Raw genomic sequence first — 14,634 nt, 5'->3', positions numbered from 1 at the left:
CTCCCATCCCGCCCACATGACACGAATCGCAGTGACGGGTGCGGCGGGCAACGTCGGGCGGGAAACGCTCGCCGCCCTCGAAGAGTACGACGTAACTCCCATCACCCACAGCGAACACGACGACATCGACGGCGAGGTCTGCGACGTGACCGAACCAGCGGCCCTGTCGGAAATCCTCGCTGGCCACGACGTGGTCGTCCACCTCGCCGCGAACCCCTCCCCGGAGGCGGACTGGCGGAGCACCGTGGACGTGAACATCGAGGGAACCCGCAACGTCTTCGAGGCCGCCCGGGAACACGACATCGACCGCGTCGTCTTCGCCTCCTCGAACCACGCCGTCGGAATGTACAACGCGGACGACCCGGCGGAAACCGAGACGATGGTTACCGGCCACGCCCGCCCCGTCTACCCCGACGACCCGGCGCGTCCGGACTCCTACTACGGCGTGAGCAAGGTGACCGGGGAGGCCCTCGGAACGTACTTCGCCGACCGGTACGGCATCGAAGTGGTCAACCTCCGAATCGGGTGGCTTCTCTCGGAAGACGAACTGAGAGAGACGCAAACCGAATCGGACGAACACGCCCGATTCTCGCGCGCGATGTGGCTTAGCTCCCGCGACTGCCGGAACGCGATGCACGCCTCGGTCAGCTCGGAACTCCCCGAATCGACCGTGACGGCCCACGTCACGTCGCGCAACGACGACCGATTTCTCTCACTTCTGGAAAGCGAGCGTTCGCTCGGCTACCGCCCCCGCGACAACGCGAGCGAGACGTTGGAGGGTCGGTAGCGGTCGAGTAACCCTCGCCGCTACCTCCCATTTGGTCCGTCGTTCCCGAGTCAATTGTCATACGTTCTGAAAAATTGTTACCACTACCCATCAATATTTCTACAATAGTTAATTATAAATATTGTATCCTATACTCTGTATTCATGGTAACGGGTGACAGAGTTCGTCCGAATTCCCGAACGAATCGTCTTCGCCTAACCGGGGTGCGGAGTTCGGTGGTGCATCGCGATGGCTAGCCCGACTGAAATCCTGCTCGCGGTACTTCCGCTGATAGCCATCGCGTACCTCATGGTGATTCAGTACTGGCCAGCCACGCGCGCGATGCCGGTGGCGTGGGTGACGGCCGTCGGAGTGGGCGTCGTCGGCTGGCAGATGACGCCGCGCTGGATCGCCGCCGCGACGATCAACGGCTTCATCACGGCAGCGAGTATTCTCTGGATCGTCTTCGGTGCCATCCTGCTATTGTACACGCTGAAACAGACCGGCGCTTTCGACGCGATCAACGCTGGTTTCGCGTCCGTCAGCGAAGATCGACGCGTACAGGTGGTGCTGCTCGTATTTTTGCTGGGCTCGTTCATCGAAGCGGCGGCCGGATTCGGCACTCCCGCGGCCGTCGTCGGACCGCTTCTGGTCGGTCTCGGATTCCCGCCGCTCGCCGCCGTCGTGGTCGCTCTCACCGGAAACCTGATGGCCATCACCTTCGGTGCGGTCGGGACGCCGCTCATCATCGGTCTCCAGGACGTGTTCGAGACGACAGACATCGCCACACCCGCCGGGACGAGCGTGCCCGAGTGGGTCGCCCAAATCGGCGTCTGGGCGGCGACGTTCCACGTCACCATCGGCGTACTCCTTCCGTTCATCGGCGTCGCTATGATGACTCGCTTCTTCGGCGAGGAGCGGTCGATAAAGCCCGCGCTCGAAGTACTGCCGCTCACCCTGTTCGCGTGGTTCACCTTCGCCGTCCCATACTGGCTCACCGCGTACTTCATCGGTCCGGTGTTCCCGGGACTCATCGGTTCGATGTCGGGCATGGTGTTCACGGTCGGCGCGCTCAAGGCCGGATTCTTCCACCCCGACGACGACTGGGACTTCGCCCCGCAAGAGACGTGGCCGACCCACTGGGTGGGCGACATCAAACCAGGAGAAACATCCCCCCGAGAGGGAACTATCGCGGCCGACGGCGGCGTCGTCACCGAACGCATGCCGCTCTGGAAAGCGTGGATGCCGTACGTACTGCTGGCCGCGTTGCTCGTCCTGACGCGCGTTTGGACGCCTCTCACCGATTTCCTCACGAGCACCCTCGTCCTCGCGTGGGACGACATCCTCGGTACGGGACTGGACAACGATCTCTCCCTGCTGTATCTCCCCGGCGCGGCGTTCGTCTTCGTTCACCTCCTGACGATTCCGCTTCAGGATATGAAACCCGGTGAAATCAAGGATGCGTGGGTCGAGACGGGAGAGAAGGTCATGCCGGCCGTCATCGCGTTGTTGTTCGCCGTAGCGACCGTTCAGATAATGATTCAGTCGGGGAAGGCGGCGGGTATCGACAGCATGCTCACCATCCTCTCTGACGCCACAGCCAACTTCGCCGGCGGCGTTTATCCGTTCTTCGCGGCGCTCGTCGGGGCGTTCGGCGCGTTCCTCGCCGGGTCGAACACCGTCAGCGACATCCTCTTCGGCACGTTCCAGTACAACGTCGCCCAGAATCTCGGCGTCTCGCGAACCATCCTCGTTGGATCGCAGGCCGTCGGCGGTGCCATCGGGAACCTCATCGCCGTTCACAACGTTGTCGCCGCGCTCGCGGTCGTCGGTCTCGTCGGCGAGGAAGGCCGGGTTATCCGGCTCGAACTCATCCCGCTCGCCTACTACGCAGTCGCGACCGGACTGCTAACGATGCTGTTCGTCTTCGTGATATTCCCGGGCGTCTTTTGACTCCACGAACTTTTTATTCGATGACGCGACCACTGCGGGCTACCCGTGGGACACCGAGCACTCGTCGCCTACGAGCGACCAGACGGCAGATACGACCGCCACTACGCGCACTGGGGAGCCACCTCCTTCGCGCTCCGGCACAAAATAACGGCGAAAACGCCGTTCGCAGGGGAAACCACCGAAACAACAACAGTCCGTTCCGGAACAGGCAGTATCAGTTCCAAAAGCAGATGGAAACCCGCCATCGAACCGGCTCCCCAAGCCACCGCGCTTTCGTGCAAGGACGCGACAAACTTCGATTATCACCAGATAGAGGCCTTCTACGTCGTTTCGCTCGCGTGGGATGTCACGACGTACATCCCGCTCTGGTTCGGCCCCACAGGGCGCGCCGACCCGACCGTCGGCGCGCTCGTGGCGGTCTGTGACGACCACGACGCCGTCCACGTTCGAGAGTGGTTTCGGGCGACGCGGGCGGTCGTCCGGGACATGGTTCGTCGGGGAGCGCTCGGAGAGCGCGAGGCGACGAACTATCTCGCCAACCGAACGGTCGAGTGGGGGGGCGACCGTCGAAAGGTAATACCGATGAGCTAACCGGGATAGTTACGGTGAGCCAACCGAGATGACTGCAATGGGCTAACGAAGATGACTGCGGTGAGACGATGGCGGTCGGTTTTTATCCGACCGTCGTCTACTTCCGAGCAGTGACAACCGAGGGCGAGCGGAGTGGCGAACCCAGAACGGTACGGACACCGACGCATCACGAGGCGCTGGCGCAGGTCAAATCGGCAATCGAGCGGGGTAACCTCCTCACCCTGTTCGGGTGCTGTACCGTCGAGTACGACGGGCGTGCCGAGAGCTATCTCGGCTCCGGCGACCGACTCATCGTCCTCAAACCAGACGGCACCGCGCTCGTCCACACGGAAGAAGGGCAAAAACCGGTTAACTGGCAACCGCCGGGCGGGACGTTCGAATCCGAACTAGCCGACGAGCGACTACTGGTTAGAAGCAGACGACCCGATCCGGACGAAACGCTCGCGGTTCACTTCGAGTACGTCACCCAACTGTCGGCATTCGACGTGACCGACGCGAAAGAAATCTCGCTCGCCGGAAGCGAAGAAGACCTCCGACAACGCATCCTGGCCGACCCCGACCTCGTGGAGAAGGGTTTCACGCCGCTGGCGACAGAGCGACAGACTGCCGCCGGAGCCATCGACATTTACGGAAAAGACGCGGACGGAACCACGATGGTCGTCGAACTCAAGCGCCGACGCGTCGGCCCGGACGCGGTCGGACAACTTCGCCGGTACATCAACGCGCTCCGACGCGACCTCCACGCCGGAGCAGAAGTTAGGGGGGTGTTAGTCGCACCGTCGGTCACGGAACGCGCTCGCAGTATGCTCGCAGAAAGCGGGTTGGAGTTCGTCTCGCTGGAACCCTGATGCAGTCGGTCGGCATTGCAGTCGACTGTAATTAGTGGCAACGCTGAAAGCAGACAGTTCCGACGCAGGCCGCTATCCGAACTATCCTTACCAATTTTAATCACATATCTGGCCCTTTCCTAAAATATTAGATGTTTGATTAATATGTATGCATTATGGACGTCGCAATCCTCTCCGACACGCACATCCCCGACCAGAAACGAGAGATACCCGATTCGTTTCGAGAGCATATTCGAAATGCTGACCACGTTATCCACGCCGGAGACTTCGGTTCGAACGATGCGCTCGCCGACGTGCAGGCACTTACCACAAACCTGACTGCGGTGTACGGAAACGCAGACCCTGACAATATCGACCTTCCGCCTGTTGCTTCCGTTGTGGTTGGCGGCGTAACCTTCGTCGTCGTCCACGGAATCGTCAACCGCGTCAAGCGGGCAGTGTTCAGTTCGGAGGGCGTTGTGATGAACCGCGAGGATTGGTTGGACGCCATCGCCGACACGACTCGGTCGAGAGTCGATGAACCGATGGTCGGAATCGGCGGTCACACGCACGAAGTCGAGGACACGGTTCACGATGGCGTTCGATTGTTGAATCCGGGAACGGCTACTGGAGTCGGTGATGGCGTCAGTACGACGATGATGACTGTCGAGGTCGCTGACGGTGACGTTGATGTGACTGTCAATACGGCGTGAGAGAGAAAATGCGGAGCAAAATCCTTGTTTGTCTGTTGATTTCCTTGCCGGTCGTCGGAGTAACGTTGCTGTTCAACCTCGGGGAACTACTGTTGTACGCCGGATTGATACTAGGCGCGATTCCATCGGGTGTGGCAAAATCCCCTTCGCGTCTCGCAGTCGCGCTTGCCACTTTCGCGTCCGTACTCGTCGTCCTCGTACCGATAATCGCTGTACTCCGGCTGACGGAGTGATTTACCTAAGGAAATCACCACATCAGTCCAACTGCCCTTTCAGTCTGTCCAGCAGTTGCAGTGCTTCCAGCGGCGTCGTATCCGCGATGTTCGTCCGCTTGAGTTCCGCGAGCACGTCTTCGGAAACGGTATCGACCGGCGAAGATTGCTCATTCGCTTCCTTTTCGTCCGCTTTCTTTACCTCCCTCCCTCCACAATCGACATCGTTCTCAAGCAGTTCCTTCGACCGCCCAATAACCGAATCTGGAACGCCCGCGACCTGCGCGACTTCGATGCCGTAGGACGCCATCGTCGCACCCGGCGAGATGTCGTGTTCGAAGACGACTTCGCCATTGTGTTCCGTCGCACCGAAATGGAGGTTGGCGGCGTTCGGTAGTTCATCCGCGACGGCGGTGAGGTCGTGGTGATGGGTCGCAAACAGCGTTTTCGCGCCGATTTCGTCGTGGATGTGCTCCGTCACCGACCGCGCGATAGCGAACCCGTCGGTCGTACTGGTGCCGCGGCCTACCTCGTCCAACAGGATAAGCGATTTCGGCGTCGCGTTCTGGAGGATGTCCGCGACTTCGGTCATCTCGACCATGAACGTCGAGCGTCCGCCCGCGATGTCGTCGCTCGCGCCGACGCGGGTGAAGATTCGGTCTACCAGTTCGAGGCGGGCCTCGTCCGCGGGGACGAAACTCCCGACCTGCGCGAGGAGGGTAATCAGCGCGACTTGGCGCATGTACGTCGATTTTCCGGACATGTTCGGTCCGGTGATGATAGCGAGGGTATCGCGGTCGATATCCGTATCGTTCGGGATGAACGAAGTTTCGGTTCGCTCGACGACGGGGTGGCGACCGTTTCGAATCTCGATTCCCTCGCCGCCGATTTTGGGTCGGGAGTAGCCGTGTTTCGCGGCCACTTCCGCGAGCGAGACGAGCACGTCCAGTTCGGCTAACGTGTCGGCTAGCGCCTGCACTCGTTCGGACTCCTCCGCAATCGTGCTGCGAACCTCGCGGAACAGGTCGTACTCCAAATCGTCGGCGCGTCCTTCGGCACGGACGATTTCGTCCTCGCGCTCCTTGAGTTCCGGCGTGTAGAATCGCTCCGAGTTTTTCAGTGTTTGTCGGCGGTTGTAGTCGTCTGGCACCTTGTCGAGGTTGGGGTTCGTCACCTCGATGTAGTAGCCGTGAACCTGATTGAATCCGACTTTGAGCGAACCGATGCCCGTTCGTTCGCGTTCGGTTTCTTCGAGGTCGTCTATCCACGCTTTCCCCGACCGTTCGGTCTCCCGTAGTTCGTCGAGTTCGTCGTCGTAGTCCGATTTAATGACGCCGCCCTCCGTGATTTCGATGGGTGGTTCCTCGGTGATGGCGCGACCGATTCGGTCGCGCACGTCGGCCATCTCGTCCAAATTTCCGTGCAGGGTTCGCAGCTTTTTGGACTCGACATCTGCTATCGTGTCCGCTACTTTCGGCACTACGTCTAGAGTGGACTTCAACGAGCGCAGATCGCGGGCGTTGGCACGCCCGCGAGCGACCCGGGAGATGAGTCGTTCGATGTCGTACACGTCCCGGAGGAGGTCGTGAACCTCCTCGCGCTGTTGCACTCGCGTGGTTAACTCCTCGACCGCGTCGAGTCGTTTTTCGATTCGTTCTCGGTCGAGGAGCGGCCTACGGAGCCAATCCTTCAATCGCCGACTCCCGAGCGAGCAGGCGGTTTCGTCCAGGATGCCGACGAGCGTCGCATCGGCCTGTCCGTGAACCGCGCGCGATTCGAACAGTTCGAGGCTCGAAAGCGCGACTGCGTCCACGAGCATGTACGATCGCGGGTCGTACCGCGTGAGGTGATTCAAATAATCGAGATGGAGGGATTCGTCTCCGACCGTCTCTTCGCTTTCCTCATCCACGTCCGCGTTTTCGCCTCCACGAACGTACTCGGCGTAGGCGAGGAGCGCGCCACAGGCGCGGACTTCGGCGTCGGTCGCCAACAGTCGTTCCGGCGGGCCGAAGTATTCCGCGACGAGTTCGCTCGCCGATTCGATAACGAAGGCGGATTCCTCGTACTCCGTTACCATGCAGTCGGCGTCGAACGGCGTTTCGGGTGCTTCGGGGGCGACGATTGCCTCCGCGGGCGCGAACCGACTGATTTCATCTATCGCCTCCGTTTCGGTTTCGATCGTCGTCGCGTAGAAATCGCCCGTCGAAACGTCGAGGACTGCCAATCCGTACTCACCATCCGGGTAATCGCCGTCTCCGTTCTCTCCGTCTCCATCGTGAGTAAGACACGCGACGAAATTGTTGTCGTCCGTGTGGAGCAGTTCGTCTTCGGTCAGCGTTCCTGGCGTGACGACCCGCGTAACGGCCCGTTCGACCACGCCGGAAGCGTCCGCCGGATCTTGCACTTGATCGGCAACGGCGACGCGATAGCCCGCGTCGAGAAGCGTCTCGATGTACGACTCGGCGTTGTCGATGGGGATGCCCGCCATCGGATACGTTCCCGTGCTGTCCTCGCGTTGCGTGAGCGTGATTTCGAGTATCCGGGCGCTTCGTTCCGCGGCCTCGCAGAACGTTTCGTAGAAGTCGCCAACCTGAAACAACACCAGCGAATCCTCGTACTGCCGACACAGGTCGAAGTACTGGCGCATCATCGGCGTCAGTTCCTCGCTGTGTTCGGCCATCTTTTCCGGTGGTCCCAGCGCCGCGTCCATGCGAGAAACCCAGTGCCTGCAGGCAGATAAGCATCCGGAATCGAGCGGAATTTTGTATAGGAAAAAACGGTTTCAGTAGAATTAAGTACGGTCGAAAAGTCGGAAGTGAAGGTTACCGATGGATATCAGGACTGGACTTTCGTACGGCGATGTGCTACTGCTTCCGCAACGCTCCCCGGTCGATAGCCGGAGCGACGTCTCCCTTTCCACGAATCTCACGCCGAATCTCGAACTCGACGCGCCGCTCGTGAGCGCGGCCATGGACACCGTCACGGAGGCGGAGGCCGCAATCGCGCTGTCGGAGGTAGGCGGACTCGGTACGCTTCACCGATTCATGAGCATCGAAGAACAAGCCCAACAGGTTCGCGCGGTCAAGGACGCCGGCGAACTCGTCGCCGCCGCGGTCGGCATCAACGAAGAATTCGAAGACCGTGTCGAAGCCACGCTCGAAGCGGGCGTGGACTGCATCATGGTCGACGTCGCACACGGCCACATGGAACGCTGTCTGGACGCGGTTTCGCGCATCGACGCAGAGTTTCCCGACGCGGAACTCGTCGCGGGCAACGTCGTCACACCCGAGGCAGTTTCGGACCTCTACTCGGCGGGCGCGGACGGCGTGAAAGTAGGTGTCGGTCCCGGTTCGCACTGCACGACCCGTGAAGTTACCGGCGCGGGTTCCCCGCAGTTGACCGCGGTCGATGACTGTTCGGAGGCGGCCCACGACCTCGGCATTCACATCGTCGCGGACGGCGGCATCCGAACCTCCGGCGACGCGGTCAAGGCGCTGATGGCCGGGGCGGACACCGTCATGATGGGTAGTTTCTTCGCCGGAACCGAGGAAGCGCCCAGCGAGACGGTCACCATTGACGGGCAGACGTTCAAACGCTCCCGCGGAATGGCCTCCACCGCCGCGAACGAAAACCGCACCGACAAGGAACTCACCCCCGACGCGGACGAGGGCATCGCGGGGCTGACCGAGTACAAAGGCTCGCTCGCGGACGAAGTCGAACCGTTCCTCGCCGGAATTCGCTCCGGGCTGAGTTACTGCGGGGGTCACGATATCGAGGCCGCTCGCGAAAGCGCCGAGTTCATTCAGGTCGCCCCGAGCGCCCGTGAGCGCGAGGGCGCTCACTCGGTGTTTGTGGGCGTCGAACCGGAAACCGAAAAAGAGTTAGCTCCACTGCAGTAAGCCGCTTCGATGGCCGTTTTTCCGGCTACACTCCTTCGACTAATCGCTCCAACTGCTCCGGCGGAACCGCACCGCGAGCCGCATATCCCTCGTAGGTGAACGTCGGAACGCCCGTGATTCCCTGCTGTTGTGCTTCCGCGAAGTTCTCGTGAACTCGCTCTCGCAGATTGTCGTCCTCGATTGTCTGTCGGATTTCGTCGCCGTCGAGCCCCTCGTTTTCCGCGATTTCCGCCAGCACGACAGGGTCACCGATGTCTTTGCCTTCTCGCCAAAGCGCATCCAAAATCGCCTCGTCGAAGGTCCGCCACTGTTCTGGATACGTTTCTTTGACGTAGAAGGAAGCGACCTGCGCGTTCAAGGAATCGATGTCCGTGGCGATTTCCTGTTGCATCTCCACGTCGTACTTTTCTTGCAAGCGTCGGACGTTCTCCCTCGCCTGTTCGTAGTAGGCGTCGTCCTTGCCGTCGTCAGCGCCGTGGTCGATACTGCCGTCGGAGTTTCGCTTTCCGCTTCTGAGGTCGAACGGATGCCAGTCGAGGGCGATTTCCTCGTCCCTGTTTTCCTCGTAGCGTTCGAGCGATTTGCGTCCGAGGTAGCAGAACGGACAGACGTAATCGGAGTACACCGTGAGTCGGTCATCGGTCTTCGATTCGGCCATGCCGAACCGTTGTGGACTCGGCCTGTAAAGAGGGAGGAATCGGGAGGGAATTGCCGGATGTGTCGCGAGTCGTCAAAACGAACCGTTCAAAACCGAACACCTGACGTAGCTCCACTCCTAAATAGAGCCGAATGGTTTCCGCGTTCCACCCGCTTCACTCGCTCGCCGGAAGCGGCGAACTGATGCTTCCGACTGTCCTCGCGCTCTCAGCAGTGGGGTCAGTGTTCGTTCTCGCGCTGGCACTGGTCGCGTTTCGCCAGCGACGGACGCTCCCCTATCTGCTGGTGGCGCTGGCGTTCGGCGCGCTCGCGGGGCAGACGCTTATGGGTGGTCTCACGACCGTCAACTACGTGGCAGGGGGGACGCACCACCTCGTGGAACACATCCTCGACGTGGTAATCATCGTTCTGCTCGTCGGTGCGGTGTACTACGCGCGGTCGGTGGAAACGAAACAATCGAACCAACGGTGACAGAAACACGCAATGACTGAAACACGAACGCAGATTGCACGATACGTCGAATCCCGTCCCGGCGTCCACTTCAACGACCTCGTCCGGCGGTCGGGACTCGCGCCCGGACAGGTGCAGTACCATCTCCGCGAGTTGCTCGGGAAAGAGCAACTCACCAGCGAGCAGTTGTACGGCAAGACGCACTACTACCCCCCGGAGTACGACGAATGGGAGCGTTCCGCGCTCGCCCTCCTCCGCCGGGAGACGGCCCGCGACGTACTCATCACCCTTCTCGAACGAGAGACGGCCCAACCCGCGACGCTCGCGGACGACCTCGGAATCGCCCGAAGCACCCTCGAATGGCACGTCAACCATCTCGTCGAGCAAAATTTGGTCGAGAAGCGACGCGACGCGAGAAACCGGGTGACGCTCGTTTCGGCGCGGCCAGAAGAGACGGGGAAACTGCTGGCGACCGTCACGCCGTCGTTTCCCGAACGGATGGTGGACAGATTCACGCGCCTCGTGGACGATTTGTTGGCGGAATAAGAGCGATTTACATCAACCGCCGAGACGGTACACTTCGTCACCGGAGGCAACGAAAACGCCCTCCCCTGTCGGACAGAACGATGCAATTACAGTCCCGAACTCGACTTCCCGAACCACCGTTTCATCCGATTTCTTCCGAACGACGAGCGAATCTCGGTGGGGAACCAGTACGCTATCAGCAGTCGATGCAATGCCCATCGTACTCATTGAAGAGTCCGCACTCCAACGTTTTGACCCATCACGGAGGGCGAGTGCAACAGTCCTGTCGCCGTTGTTCGGAGCAATGTAAACGAAGTCTTCGTCAACGGAGAGAGGGGTAAAAATACCCTCTCGCGCGTCAACGACCGATTTTTTCCAAGCCGTCGTTCCGTCGGTGCGGTTCAGCGCGTACACCGTACCTCCTTTCGTTCCGACGAGGACGTGATCACCGGCAACTGTGGGCGCTATCGAAATCGGATCGAACGTTCTCTGCCACTGTTGGTCACCGATTTTCGTGTCGAAGGCTGTGACGCTTCCAGACGTATTTCCGCGTTGGGTGACGAAGGCAGTGGTGTCAGCGAGTGCGATTCCTTGCGGAGAATTGGCGATTGATTGAGTCCACGACTGTTCGCCCGAAATCGAATCGAGTCCGAGAAGCTTGGAGCGCGTTTTATCTTCGACAATCAATCGGCCTTGAGACGGGAGAAGCGGCAAATCGAGCGATGTCGTTTCGACCGTCCACCGAATATCTCCAGACGAGAGGTCGAGTGCAAGCACCTTTTCCGTTGTCGAAAAATAGACGGTTTCGTTGGCGATTGCAGGCCCGGACATGATTTTCTGTTCCGTTTCGTACCGCCACTCGGTCTCGTCGTTTTTCAGATTACACAACAGAACGGTGGTGCTACCGACTGCCGCAAGGGACTGATCCGCCACAACTATCGGAGAGAGGCTGTGCTGGTCGATTTGTGCGGAGCGAATCGTCGGATGCATTTTCGCAGTCTTCCAGTCGATTCGGTGTTCTGTGTGTCCCGTGTTTTGTGGGTTGGCGAAAACCGTCGGCCAGTTTCCACTGCCGACGTAGGAGATTTCGGATGGCGGGTTTGCGGATGCGGTGTCGAATGCCGAGCAACCGCTACCGAGTACGAGCGGAGTCAGGGCGGCAATACTCTGCGTGAATTTTCGTCTCTGCATTACAATCCCCACGTGTTCGGTAGTTTAAGTAATTTTACTGTCAAGTGCGTTTTCGGACGACTGGATCTCGGATAGAGTATGAATTCTAGCCACCTTATCGAAAACAACTACGCAAGACCAAACGCAGTTGCTACTCGTTCAGCATGCCGAAATACGCCAGATTTCCGGCCAGCAGGCCGACGCTGAAGACGAAAAACAGCGCGCCGACCGGCGAAGCGAGGTTGACGAACAGCCAGTAAAGCGGCGCGGCCGCGGACGGGCCGACCGACACCACGGCGAGTTCCGAGATTATGGGGCCACAGCAACAGCAGGCGTTGGGGGCCGCAACCGCCGCGGTGCCGGAGGTGACCTCCCTCGTCCCGGTTTTCGTCGCGCCCTGCCACTGGAACGCGATGACCGCGGCGTTCAAACCGACGAGGGCGGCAACCGTCCCGATTTGAATCAGCATTCCGAGCGAAAACACGCCCGAGAGGGGGATAGACGGGAAGTTGAACTCCACGGCCGTCCAGTACACCAGCGGGTTGGCGACCGGAACCGTCGTGACGAACGCTCCGTCCGGAACCCCGATTCCGTGCTCCGGAACGAAGGTGAGCATCCCCATCGAGAAGGCGAAAAACAGTCCCGCGAGGACACCACTGCCGACGCCGAACAAGCGAGCGGGTCGGTCGCGGAGAACCCACGAGAGGGACTCGCGCGCGTCGCGCCAGAGAATGTAGCCGAGGGCAACCGGAAGCGCGAAGACGAGCGTGTACCCTGCGGTGACGGGTGCGTTCGTGTTCCGAACGCACCCGTCACCGCAGGGTAGGCGACCCACGCGCCGAACAGGAGTCCGGCGTAGCGCGGTCGGTCAGGCCATTCGATTCGCCCTGCGACGACGCTCCCGACCGCGATAATCGTCCCGGCGGCCAGTGTCAACGGGTGATACCACTCCTGCGCGAGCGGCGCTTGCGACGCACGAAGCGTTTCAATCGGCGACAACTGTACCAGTCCGACCGCTCCGGCGGCGGCGACGAACAGTCCGGCGAAGACGCCCCAGAGCGCGAGCGTCCGCTGGTTGTTCCAGGCGGTACGCCCGAGGAAAACGCTCGTGGCGACGATGCCGACGCCTGCGAACAGGACGACCAGTGCGAGCCACTGCGGATACGCTGGTGCGTGTTCGCTCCCGTGTGCGGAAGCGACCGGAAGCGTACCGAGGGCGGTCAGCGCGACGAGTGCTCGACCACCCCACGCCTCCACGTTCGAGTCCATACTGGAGGCTAGCAGTTACGGTGTCATGTATGCAACGGATTTATTCCTTGAAAATAATGGAGACAGGTGCGTCAAGGAGAAGGTGGTCAGGTCGAGTCGGACACGTGTCTGTAGAACTCGTCGGCGACTCGTGGAAACACACCGATAGCGATGGCTGCGAACAGGAACGTAAATAGAACGGATATCAACGGAAGCGAAAGCGTCTCGGCTATCGCTCCGCCGCCGTATGCGGCGAGCGCCAGCGCGAGGTTGTAATAACAGAGGCGCAACAGTACCAGCGAAGGCGAGAGCGACACCCATCCCGGAACGTCCGTTCCAAGTGGCATCACCCACCCGCCGCGAATCATCGCGGCACCGACGACCATCGTTACCCACGCGATCATCGCGGAGTTTTTCACGCCGAAATGGGTCGTGTTCGCGCTTATGGCCACGAAGACGAGAAGCGGCATGCTGACGAGCGAGACATCCGCGAAGGTGTAGACGACGTCGTCGATGAATCGACCGACGCCGTCCTTCTCGACGGTCGTCGTCTGGCCGTGTCCGTACCATGTGCCGCGCCGACTGTTCCGGGCCTTCTTCGTGTCCCTCGCGGGGTGTCGGGACATGATAGAATAGGCTACTTCCTACAGCCAAATAGTCATTTGGGAATCTATCGAGTCGAAAAGTGGCTCAGTCGGCCTGAACAGCACAGGATTCGTCGGTGTACTCCACCTCGCCTATTGAGTCGATACCCTCGTCGCCGCACACTGGACAGTCCGGGTTTCTGCGGTACTCGACCTCCTCGAATGTCATGTCCATAGCGTCGTAGAACACCATTCGACCGACCAGCAGTTCGCCGATTCCGGTGAGCTGTTTTACCGTCTCGGTGGCCTGAATACAGCCGACGGTACCGGGAAGCACGCCGAGGACGCCCGTCGTCGCGCAGTCAGCCACCATGCCGTCCGGCGGCGCTTCGGGGAACAGGCAGCGATAGCAGGGGCCGTCGGCCGTGAACGTCGTCACTTGTCCCTCGAACTTGTAAATCGCACCGTGCGAAAAGGGGATTTCCGCGAGCGTGCACACGTCGTTGACGAGGTAACGCGTCCGGAAGTTGTCGGTCGCATCGACGACGAAATCGTAGCCCGCGACGAGTTCCCTCGCATTTTCGGGTTCGACACGAATCTCGTGCGTTTCGACGGTTACGTCGGGATTCAGGTTCGCGACGAAATCCGCGGCGCTCTCGACTTTCGGGCGTCCCACGTCGTCGTCTCCGTGGACGACCTGTCGTTGGAGGTTGCTTCGCTCCACCACGTCGTCGTCCGCGATGCCGAGTGTTCCGACGCCCGCGGCGGCGAGGTATTCGACGACGGGCGCGCCGAGGCCGCCTGCGCCGACAACGAGGACGGCGGCGTCGAGGAGGGCTTGTTGGCCCTCCGGCCCCACTTCGTCCATGATGATGTGCCGGGAGTAACGGTCGAGTTGTGTCGCATCGAGCGAAAGGCCGCTCATGGTTCCGGATTGGTCGTATCGGCGTATAAACCCGCGGTTCGCCGACATCCGAACCGAACTTCCTCGGCCGCGTCGTGAGGTTCCGTGTGAGATCGGCACACCACAAAAGCCAAT

General features: G+C 60.6%; 16 protein-coding genes. 10 read left to right on the top strand and 6 right to left on the bottom strand.

Translation table 11 applies throughout. The annotated features are described in order from the left end of the window. The first annotated feature begins 16 nt into the window (after positions 1–16). From LIX15_RS15785 to LIX15_RS15760, 6 genes are all read left to right on the top strand, one after another. Entirely contained in the window at positions 17–787 is a 771-nt protein-coding gene (locus LIX15_RS15785; RefSeq protein WP_227774115.1) for an NAD-dependent epimerase/dehydratase family protein, read from the top strand. A 228-nt stretch (positions 788–1,015) separates the two neighbouring features. Then, complete coding sequence (locus tag LIX15_RS15780; RefSeq protein WP_227774114.1) at positions 1,016–2,719, top strand: L-lactate permease; 1,704 nt, start codon at positions 1,016–1,018, stop codon at positions 2,717–2,719. Between the two features lie 45 nt (positions 2,720–2,764). Then, a complete protein-coding gene (locus tag LIX15_RS15775) occupies positions 2,765–3,310 on the top strand; it encodes a DUF6735 family protein (RefSeq protein ID WP_227774113.1) in 546 nt (181 codons plus the stop codon). Between the two features lie 68 nt (positions 3,311–3,378). Beyond that, the gene (nucS, locus tag LIX15_RS15770; RefSeq protein WP_227774112.1) at positions 3,379–4,158 is read left to right on the top strand and encodes an endonuclease NucS; all 780 of its coding nucleotides are present in this window, start codon (positions 3,379–3,381) and stop codon (positions 4,156–4,158) included. A 155-nt stretch (positions 4,159–4,313) separates the two neighbouring features. Continuing rightward, positions 4,314–4,850 carry a metallophosphoesterase family protein gene (locus LIX15_RS15765; RefSeq protein WP_227774111.1) on the top strand — a complete coding sequence of 179 codons (537 nt, stop codon included), beginning with the start codon at positions 4,314–4,316 and terminating at the stop codon, positions 4,848–4,850. A gap of 8 nt (positions 4,851–4,858) precedes the next feature. Beyond that, a complete protein-coding gene (locus LIX15_RS15760) occupies positions 4,859–5,083 on the top strand; it encodes a hypothetical protein (protein ID WP_227774110.1) in 225 nt (74 codons plus the stop codon). 22 nt (positions 5,084–5,105) lie between these two features. On the opposite strand, the gene mutS is transcribed toward LIX15_RS15760, so the two are convergent. Then, positions 5,106–7,772 carry a DNA mismatch repair protein MutS gene (gene mutS / locus LIX15_RS15755; protein ID WP_227774109.1) on the bottom strand — a complete coding sequence of 889 codons (2,667 nt, stop codon included), beginning with the start codon at positions 7,770–7,772 and terminating at the stop codon, positions 5,106–5,108. A gap of 118 nt (positions 7,773–7,890) precedes the next feature. Between mutS and LIX15_RS15750 the strand changes: the two genes are divergently transcribed. Continuing rightward, positions 7,891–8,961, top strand: coding sequence for a guanosine monophosphate reductase (locus LIX15_RS15750; RefSeq protein ID WP_227774108.1), 1,071 nt, complete (start codon positions 7,891–7,893; stop codon positions 8,959–8,961). 25 nt (positions 8,962–8,986) lie between these two features. Here the strand turns inward: LIX15_RS15750 and LIX15_RS15745 are convergent, their stop codons facing one another. Then, complete coding sequence (locus LIX15_RS15745; RefSeq protein ID WP_227774107.1) at positions 8,987–9,619, bottom strand: DsbA family oxidoreductase; 633 nt, start codon at positions 9,617–9,619, stop codon at positions 8,987–8,989. A gap of 131 nt (positions 9,620–9,750) precedes the next feature. Between LIX15_RS15745 and LIX15_RS15740 the strand changes: the two genes are divergently transcribed. Next, on the top strand, positions 9,751–10,089 hold the full coding sequence (locus tag LIX15_RS15740) for a DUF7471 family protein (protein WP_227774106.1): 339 nt from the start codon (positions 9,751–9,753) through the stop codon (positions 10,087–10,089). A 12-nt stretch (positions 10,090–10,101) separates the two neighbouring features. Beyond that, entirely contained in the window at positions 10,102–10,614 is a 513-nt protein-coding gene (locus LIX15_RS15735) for a winged helix-turn-helix transcriptional regulator (protein ID WP_227774105.1), read from the top strand. A gap of 12 nt (positions 10,615–10,626) precedes the next feature. Here LIX15_RS15735 and LIX15_RS15730 read toward each other — a convergent pair whose 3' ends face one another. Further along, positions 10,627–11,784, bottom strand: coding sequence for an outer membrane protein assembly factor BamB family protein (locus LIX15_RS15730; RefSeq protein ID WP_227774104.1), 1,158 nt, complete (start codon positions 11,782–11,784; stop codon positions 10,627–10,629). A 130-nt stretch (positions 11,785–11,914) separates the two neighbouring features. Further along, complete coding sequence (locus tag LIX15_RS15725; RefSeq protein WP_227774103.1) at positions 11,915–12,598, bottom strand: hypothetical protein; 684 nt, start codon at positions 12,596–12,598, stop codon at positions 11,915–11,917. Between the two features lie 104 nt (positions 12,599–12,702). On the opposite strand from LIX15_RS15725, the gene LIX15_RS15720 reads away from it, so the two are divergent. After that, entirely contained in the window at positions 12,703–13,044 is a 342-nt protein-coding gene (locus LIX15_RS15720; RefSeq protein ID WP_227774102.1) for a hypothetical protein, read from the top strand. A 74-nt stretch (positions 13,045–13,118) separates the two neighbouring features. Here the strand turns inward: LIX15_RS15720 and LIX15_RS15715 are convergent, their stop codons facing one another. Both LIX15_RS15715 and ubaA read right to left on the bottom strand, forming a co-directional pair. After that, on the bottom strand, positions 13,119–13,637 hold the full coding sequence (locus LIX15_RS15715) for a DUF8215 family protein (protein WP_227774101.1): 519 nt from the start codon (positions 13,635–13,637) through the stop codon (positions 13,119–13,121). A 64-nt stretch (positions 13,638–13,701) separates the two neighbouring features. Beyond that, positions 13,702–14,520 (bottom strand): SAMP-activating enzyme E1, encoded by an 819-nt coding sequence (gene ubaA / locus LIX15_RS15710; RefSeq protein ID WP_227774100.1) that lies wholly within the window; start codon positions 14,518–14,520, stop codon positions 13,702–13,704. Between the last annotated feature and the right edge of the window lie 114 nt (positions 14,521–14,634).

The sequence above is a fragment of the Haladaptatus pallidirubidus genome, assembly GCF_020700235.1.
In the GTDB taxonomy this organism is placed as follows: domain Archaea; phylum Halobacteriota; class Halobacteria; order Halobacteriales; family Haladaptataceae; genus Haladaptatus; species Haladaptatus pallidirubidus.
The sequence above is the reverse complement of the archived record's forward strand: the minus strand, read 5'-3'. Positions and strand labels throughout refer to the sequence as shown.